Genomic DNA, 6,294 nt, shown 5'->3' on the forward strand with positions numbered 1-6,294 from the left:
GCCGGCCAGGTCGGGGAGACCGGGCCGGCCGGGGAGCTGGCGGAGGCGGACGGGAATCGAACCCGCCTGGCCGAGATGCTCGACCACGTCGGCTTTAGAGGCCGCGGGGGCCACCAGACACCCTGACGCCTCCACCGCCGAGCCTACGCACGGGGCGCACGACCGGCCCGGGCACCTAGATTGGTCCGACGTGACCACCAGCACCGCTCCCGTCCGGCTCACCCAGTACGCGCACGGCGGCGGCTGCGCCTGCAAGATCCCGCCCGGTGAGCTGGAGGCGGTGGTCGCCGGCCTGACCCACACCGGCCCGCGCGATCCGGCCGCCGAGCTGGTCGTCGGCCTGGACGACGGAGACGACGCCGCGGTGGTGCGCACCGCCGGCGGGCAGGGGCTGGTGCTGACCACCGACTTCTTCACCCCCGTCGTCGACGACGCGTACACCTTCGGCCGGATCGCCGCGGCCAACGCGCTGTCCGACGTCTACGCCATGGGCGGCACCCCGGTGATGGCGGTCAACCTGCTGGGCTGGCCGCGGGACGTGCTGCCGGCCGAGCTGGCCGCCGAGGTGCTGCGCGGCGGCCTGGAGGTGGCGCACGAGGCCGGTTGCCACGTCGGCGGCGGCCACTCCATCGACGACCCGGAGCCCAAGTACGGCATGGCGGTCACCGGCCTCGTCGACCTCGACCGGCTGATCCGCAACGACGCCGCCACCCCCGGGACGCCGCTGTCGCTGACCAAGCCGCTGGGCGTGGGCGTGCTCAACAGCCGGCACAAGAACACCGGCGAGGTGTCCGCGGAGGCGGTCGCCTCGATGACCGCGCTCAACGCGAAGGCCTCCGTCGCCGCCGTCGCCGCCGGGATCCGGGCGGGCACCGACGTCACCGGCTTCGGCCTGCTCGGCCACCTCTACAAGATGGCCCGGGCCAGCGGGGTGACCGCGGTGGTCGACGCCGCGGCCGTCCCGTACCTGGCCGGCTCGCGGCAGGCGCTGGCCGACGGCTGGGTCTCCGGCGGCACCCGGCGCAACCTGGACTGGGTGCGCCCGCACGCCGACCTGTCCGCGGTCAGCGAGGACGAGGCGCTGCTGCTGGCCGATGCGCAGACCTCGGGCGGGCTGCTGCTCGGCGGTGAGGTGCCCGGCGCTCCGGTGATCGGTGAGTTCGTCGCCCAGCAGGAGCACGCCGTCGTCGTCCGGTGAGCCTCCCGGCGTGACCCACGTCGCTGTCGTCGGCCGGCTCGGTTACGTTGCGGACATGCTGGCTGCCTTCGTCTCCACCCCTGCCCCGAAGGACCCGCTCTCCGTGCTGGAGGTGGGCGACCGCCCCGAACCGGAGACGCCCGAGGGCTGGACGACGGTGCAGGTGAAGGCCGCCTCGCTCAACCACCACGACCTGTTCAGCCTGCGCGGTGTGGGCCTGCCGGCCGAGCGGATGCCGATGACCCTGGGCTGCGACGCCGCCGGCCTGGACGAGGACGGCAACGAGGTGGTCGTGCACGCGGTCGTCTCCTCCCCCGGCTGGACCGGCGACGAGACGATGGACCCCAAGCGCTCGCTGCTGTCGGAGGTGCACCAGGGCACGCTGGCCGAGCGGGTCGCCGTCCCCCGGCGCAACCTCGTGCCCAAGCCCGCCGAGCTCTCCTTCGCCGAGGCCGCCTGCCTGCCCACCGCCTGGCTGACCGCCTACCGGATGCTCTTCGTCCGCTCCGGCCTGCGCCCCGGGTCGACGATCCTGGTGCAGGGCGCCAGCGGTGGCGTCGCGACCGCGCTGATCAGGCTGGGCAGCACGGCCGGCTACCGGGTCTGGGTCACCGGCCGCAGCGAGGAGAAGCGGACGGCGGCGCTCGCGCTCGGCGCGGACCAGGCGTTCGAGTCCGGTGCCCGGCTGCCCGAGCGGGTGGACGGCGTGATGGAGACCGTCGGTGAGGCCACCTGGAGCCACAGCATCAAGTCGCTCAAGCCCGGCGGCGTCGTCGTCACCTGCGGCGCGACCTCGGGCTTCAACCCCGGGGCCGAGCTGAACCGGGTGTTCTTCACCCAGCTGTCGGTGATCGGGTCGACGATGGGCACCCGCGACGAGCTCGACGACCTCATCCAGATGTGCCGGATCACCGGCGTGCGACCGGCGATCGACGTCGAGCTGCCGCTGAGCCGGGCCCGCGAGGGCTTCGAGCGGATGCTCGAGGGCCGCACCGCCGGGAAGATCGTCTTCACGCTCTGAGAGCGGTCAGGCCCGGGCGGCGGCCCGCTCGATCTTGGCGGCGAGCACCGGCCGGTCCTTCTCCGCGAGGAACGGCAGGATCGGGGCCAGCTCGGGCAGCCGCGCCTTCTGGGTCATCACGATCCGGAAGGCGGTCTCGACGGTGATGCCGTGGTCGGGGCGGGAGAGGACTTCCACCGCGTCACCGGCGCCCACGTCGCCGGTCTCGAGCACCCGCAGATAGGCGCCGGTGGCGCCGTGCGCGGCGAAGCGCTTCACCAGGTCGGGCACGCCCCAGAAGCGGGCGAAGTTGGCGCACGGGGTGCGCCAGGCGGTCACCTCGAACCGCGCCGTCCCGGCCTGCCACTGCTCGCCGATGACGGCGTTGCGCAGGTCGAGCCCGGTGGTGCGCAGGTTCTCGCCGAACCGGCCCGGCGGCAGCTCCCGGTCGAGCTCGGCCGCCCACCAGTCGGCGTCGGCCTGGGCGTAGGCGTAGACCGCCTGCCCCTCCCCGCCGTGGTGCTTGCGGTTGACCTGGACGTCGCCGTCCAGCCCCAGCGGGTGGACGGCGACCCGCCCGGCCACCGGCTTCTTGTCGATGCCGGAGCGGTTCGGGCGCTTGTCGGGCAGCGGCAGCAGGTCGTTGCCGCTCACGCAGACCGCCTCGACCCGCCCGGTGGTCACTTCTTGGTGGCGGTCGGCTCGGCGGTGGAGAGCGCGGCGACGAACGCCTCCTGGGGGACCTCGACGCGGCCGACCATCTTCATCCGCTTCTTGCCCTCCTTCTGCTTCTCCAGCAGCTTGCGCTTGCGGGTGATGTCACCGCCGTAGCACTTGGCCAGCACGTCCTTGCGGATCGCCCGCACCGTCTCGCGGGCGATCACCCGAGAGCCGACGGCGGCCTGGATCGGCACCTCGAACTGCTGGCGCGGGATGAGCTCGCGCAGCTTGCCGGCCATCAGGACGCCGTAGCTGTAGGCCTTGTCCTTGTGCACGATCGCGGAGAACGCGTCGACGGCCTCGCCCTGCAGCAGGATGTCCACCTTGACCAGCGCGGACTCCTGCTCGCCGGCCTCGGCGTAGTCCAACGAGGCGTAGCCGCGGGTGCGTGACTTCAGCGCGTCGAAGAAGTCGAAGATGATCTCGCCGAGCGGCAGCGTGTAGCGCAGCTCCACCCGGGTCTCGGAGAGGTAGTCCATGCCGGTGAGCGACCCGCGACGGCTCTGGCAGAGCTCCATGATCGCGCCGGTGTAGTCGCTGGGCGCGATGATCGTGGCGTTGACGACCGGCTCGAAGATCTTGTCGATCTTGCCGGCCGGCCAGTCGCTGGGGTTGGTCACGGTGACCTCGGACCTGTCCTCCATCACCACCCGGTAGACGACGTTGGGCGCGGTCGAGATGAGCGACAGCCCGCCCTCGCGCTCCAGCCGCTCGCGGACGATCTCCAGGTGCAGCAGGCCCAGGAAGCCGACCCGGAACCCGAAGCCCAGCGCGGCGGAGGTCTCCGGCTCGTAGACCAGGGCGGCGTCGTTGAGCAGCAGCTTGTCCAGCGACTCGCGCAGCAGCTGGTACTCGCTGCCGTCGATCGGGTAGAGGCCGGAGTAGACCATCGGCTTGGGGTCGCTGTAGCCGCCGATGGGCTCCTCGGCGGGCTTGTGCTGCAGCGTCACGGTGTCACCGACGCGGGACTGGCGGACGTCCTTCACCCCGGTGATGAAGTAGCCGACCTCGCCGACGCCCAGCCCGTCGACCGGCTTGGGCTCCGGGGAGATGACGCCGATCTCCAGCAGCTCGTGGGCCGCACCGGTGGACATCATCTTGATCCGGTCGCGACCGCTGATCCGGCCGTCGACGACGCGGACGTAGGTGATGACGCCGCGGTAGATGTCGTAGACCGAGTCGAAGATCATCGCGCGGGCCGGGGCGTCGGCCTCGCCGACCGGGGCGGGGATCTTGGCCACGATGGCGTCGAGCAGCTCGGCGACGCCCTCACCGGTCTTGCCGCTGACCCGGAGCACGTCCGAGGGGTCGCAGCCGATGATCCCGGCGATCTCCGCGGCGTACTTCTCCGGCTGCGCGGCCGGCAGGTCGATCTTGTTGAGCACCGGGATGATCGTCAGGTCGTTCTCGATCGCCAGGTAGAGGTTGGCCAGCGTCTGGGCCTCGATGCCCTGCGCGGCGTCGACCAGCAGCACGGCGCCCTCGCAGGCGGCCAGCGAGCGGGACACCTCGTAGGTGAAGTCGACGTGCCCCGGGGTGTCGATCATGTCCAGGACGAACTCGTCGTCCCCGACCGTCCAGGGCAGGCGCACGTTCTGCGCCTTGATGGTGATGCCGCGCTCGCGCTCGATGTCCATCCGGTCGAGGTACTGGGCGCGCATCTGCCGCGCCTCGATGATCCCGGTGACCTCGAGCATGCGGTCGGCCAGCGTCGACTTGCCGTGGTCGATGTGGGCGATGATGCAGAAGTTCCGGATCCGGGCGGGATCGGTGGCAGCGGGAGTCGTCACAGTGCCGCCATCGTCCCACGACCGGGCCACAGGTGAAGCGATTGCCCGGACGGACACCGTCGCCGACGGTGTCCCGGTGACCGTCCCCGGCAGCCCCCGCCTCCCCTACGACCGGCTGCCGGCGGGGTTGCGGACGGCGATCGACGCGGCGCTCGGCTCCCCGGTCGTGACCGTGTCGCCCCGCGCCGGCGGCTTCTCCCCGGGCCCGGCCGCCGTCGTCACCTGCGCGGACGGCAGCCGGGCGTTCGTGAAGGCGGTCGGGACGTCGCTGAACCCGGACACCCCCGACCTGGTGCGCGCCGAGGCCGCGGTGACCGCGGTGCTGCCGGCGTCGGTGCCCGCGCCCGGCCACCGGGCGTTCCTCGAGTGGGCCGACGGCGACGACCTGTGGGTCGCCCTGGTCCTCGACGCCGTGGACGCCGACTCCCCGTCGCTGCCGTGGACGCCGCGCACCGCGGCGGCCGTCGTCGACGGGCTCACCGTGCTGGCCCGGGCCAGCACGCCCTGCCCGGTCGCCGGGCTGCCCACCGTCGCCGAGCGCCTCGGCCGTTCGCTGTCGGCCTGGGCGGAGCTCGCCACCGATCCACCCGCCGACCTGGACCCCTGGGAGGCCGCCCACCTGGACTGGCTCTCGGCCTCGTCCCGGGGCCCGCCGCGAGCTTGCGAGTGGTGGGGAGGACGAGGTCCTTCGACTCTGGGCGGACAACATGCTGCTCGCCCCCGACGGCACCGTGACCTTCGTGGACTGGGCGTGGGCGGCCCGCGGCGCGGCCTGGGTGGACACCGTGCTGTTCGCCTTCGACGCGGCCACCCAGGGCTGGGTGGACCCGGAGCGGCTGCTCGACCGCTCCCCGCTCGTCGCGGCGGCCGACCCGGCCGTGGTCACCGACCTGGTGGCGGCGACGACCGGCATGTGGGCGTACGGCATGCGTCAGCCGGCACCGCCGGGGCTCCCCACGCTGCGGGCCTTCCAGCGGCGATTCCACGAGGCCGCGCTTACCTGGACGGCGCGGCGGGTGGGCGGGTGATCGCAGGTTGGGTCGCCGCGGGCGAGCTGGTATCTTGTGAGGCCGGTCCGCAGTGCGCTGTGCTGCGCCGCGGACGCACTGTCAGAAGTACACCTCCCTGCGACATATCCGAGGCTCACGCGTGGCGAACATCAAGTCCCAGATCAAGCGGATCAAGACCAACGAGATCGCGCGCAAGCGCAACGTCGCGGTCAAGTCCGCCCTGAAGACGCAGGTGCGGCGTTTCCGCACGGCCGCCGACGCCGGGGACAAGGAGGCGGCGACCGCCGCCCTCGTGACCGCCTCGAAGGCCCTGGACAAGGCCGCCAGCAAGGGCGTCATCCACAAGAACCAGGCCGCGAACCGCAAGTCGGCGCTGGCCAAGAAGGCCGCCAGCCTCTGAGCTGCGCCCCGCTCCGCGACGAGCCCCCTCCCTGCCGGGAGGGGGCTCGTCGCGTTCCCGGGGTCGGGGGGGGGGGGGGGGGGGGGGGGGGGGCGGGGGGGGGGGGGGGGGGGCGGGGGGGGGGGGGGGGGGGGGGGGGCGGGCCGCGGGCCGCGCCGCCCCGGGCGCCCCACGTC

Annotated in this window: 7 protein-coding genes and 1 tRNA gene; 4 read left to right on the forward strand and 4 right to left on the reverse strand. The window is 73.1% G+C overall.

The genetic code is table 11. The features are described 5' to 3' along the window. Nucleotides 1-37: 37 nt before the first annotated feature. Nucleotides 38-133: transfer RNA gene (locus ACJTNH_RS16990), tRNA-OTHER, on the reverse strand. A 57-nt stretch (nt 134-190) separates the two neighbouring features. Between ACJTNH_RS16990 and selD the strand changes: the two genes are divergently transcribed. Both selD and ACJTNH_RS17000 read left to right on the forward strand, forming a co-directional pair. Then, complete coding sequence (gene selD, locus ACJTNH_RS16995) at nt 191-1,198, forward strand: selenide, water dikinase SelD (protein WP_458177745.1); 1,008 nt, start codon at nt 191-193, stop codon at nt 1,196-1,198. 10 nt (nt 1,199-1,208) lie between these two features. Beyond that, a complete protein-coding gene (locus ACJTNH_RS17000; protein WP_458177747.1) occupies nt 1,209-2,219 on the forward strand; it encodes a zinc-binding dehydrogenase in 1,011 nt (336 codons plus the stop codon). A 6-nt stretch (nt 2,220-2,225) separates the two neighbouring features. Here ACJTNH_RS17000 and ACJTNH_RS17005 read toward each other — a convergent pair whose 3' ends face one another. The 3 genes from ACJTNH_RS17005 to ACJTNH_RS17015 all read right to left on the reverse strand — a co-directional run bounded on the left by ACJTNH_RS17005 (nt 2,226) and on the right by ACJTNH_RS17015 (nt 5,287). Beyond that, the gene (locus tag ACJTNH_RS17005; RefSeq protein ID WP_458177749.1) at nt 2,226-2,852 is read right to left on the reverse strand and encodes an MOSC domain-containing protein; all 627 of its coding nucleotides are present in this window, start codon (nt 2,850-2,852) and stop codon (nt 2,226-2,228) included. A gap of 26 nt (nt 2,853-2,878) precedes the next feature. Then, on the reverse strand, nt 2,879-4,708 hold the full coding sequence (gene lepA / locus ACJTNH_RS17010) for a translation elongation factor 4 (RefSeq protein WP_458177751.1): 1,830 nt from the start codon (nt 4,706-4,708) through the stop codon (nt 2,879-2,881). A 105-nt stretch (nt 4,709-4,813) separates the two neighbouring features. Next, the gene (locus ACJTNH_RS17015; protein ID WP_458177753.1) at nt 4,814-5,287 is read right to left on the reverse strand and encodes a hypothetical protein; all 474 of its coding nucleotides are present in this window, start codon (nt 5,285-5,287) and stop codon (nt 4,814-4,816) included. A gap of 128 nt (nt 5,288-5,415) precedes the next feature. Between ACJTNH_RS17015 and ACJTNH_RS17020 the strand changes: the two genes are divergently transcribed. Both ACJTNH_RS17020 and rpsT read left to right on the forward strand, forming a co-directional pair. Further along, nucleotides 5,416-5,736 carry a hypothetical protein gene (locus ACJTNH_RS17020; RefSeq protein ID WP_458177755.1) on the forward strand — a complete coding sequence of 107 codons (321 nt, stop codon included), beginning with the start codon at nt 5,416-5,418 and terminating at the stop codon, nt 5,734-5,736. A 121-nt stretch (nt 5,737-5,857) separates the two neighbouring features. Further along, the gene (gene rpsT / locus ACJTNH_RS17025) at nt 5,858-6,118 is read left to right on the forward strand and encodes a 30S ribosomal protein S20 (protein WP_222193250.1); all 261 of its coding nucleotides are present in this window, start codon (nt 5,858-5,860) and stop codon (nt 6,116-6,118) included. Nucleotides 6,119-6,294 lie beyond the last annotated feature (176 nt).

This window comes from Modestobacter lacusdianchii (assembly GCF_054177765.1).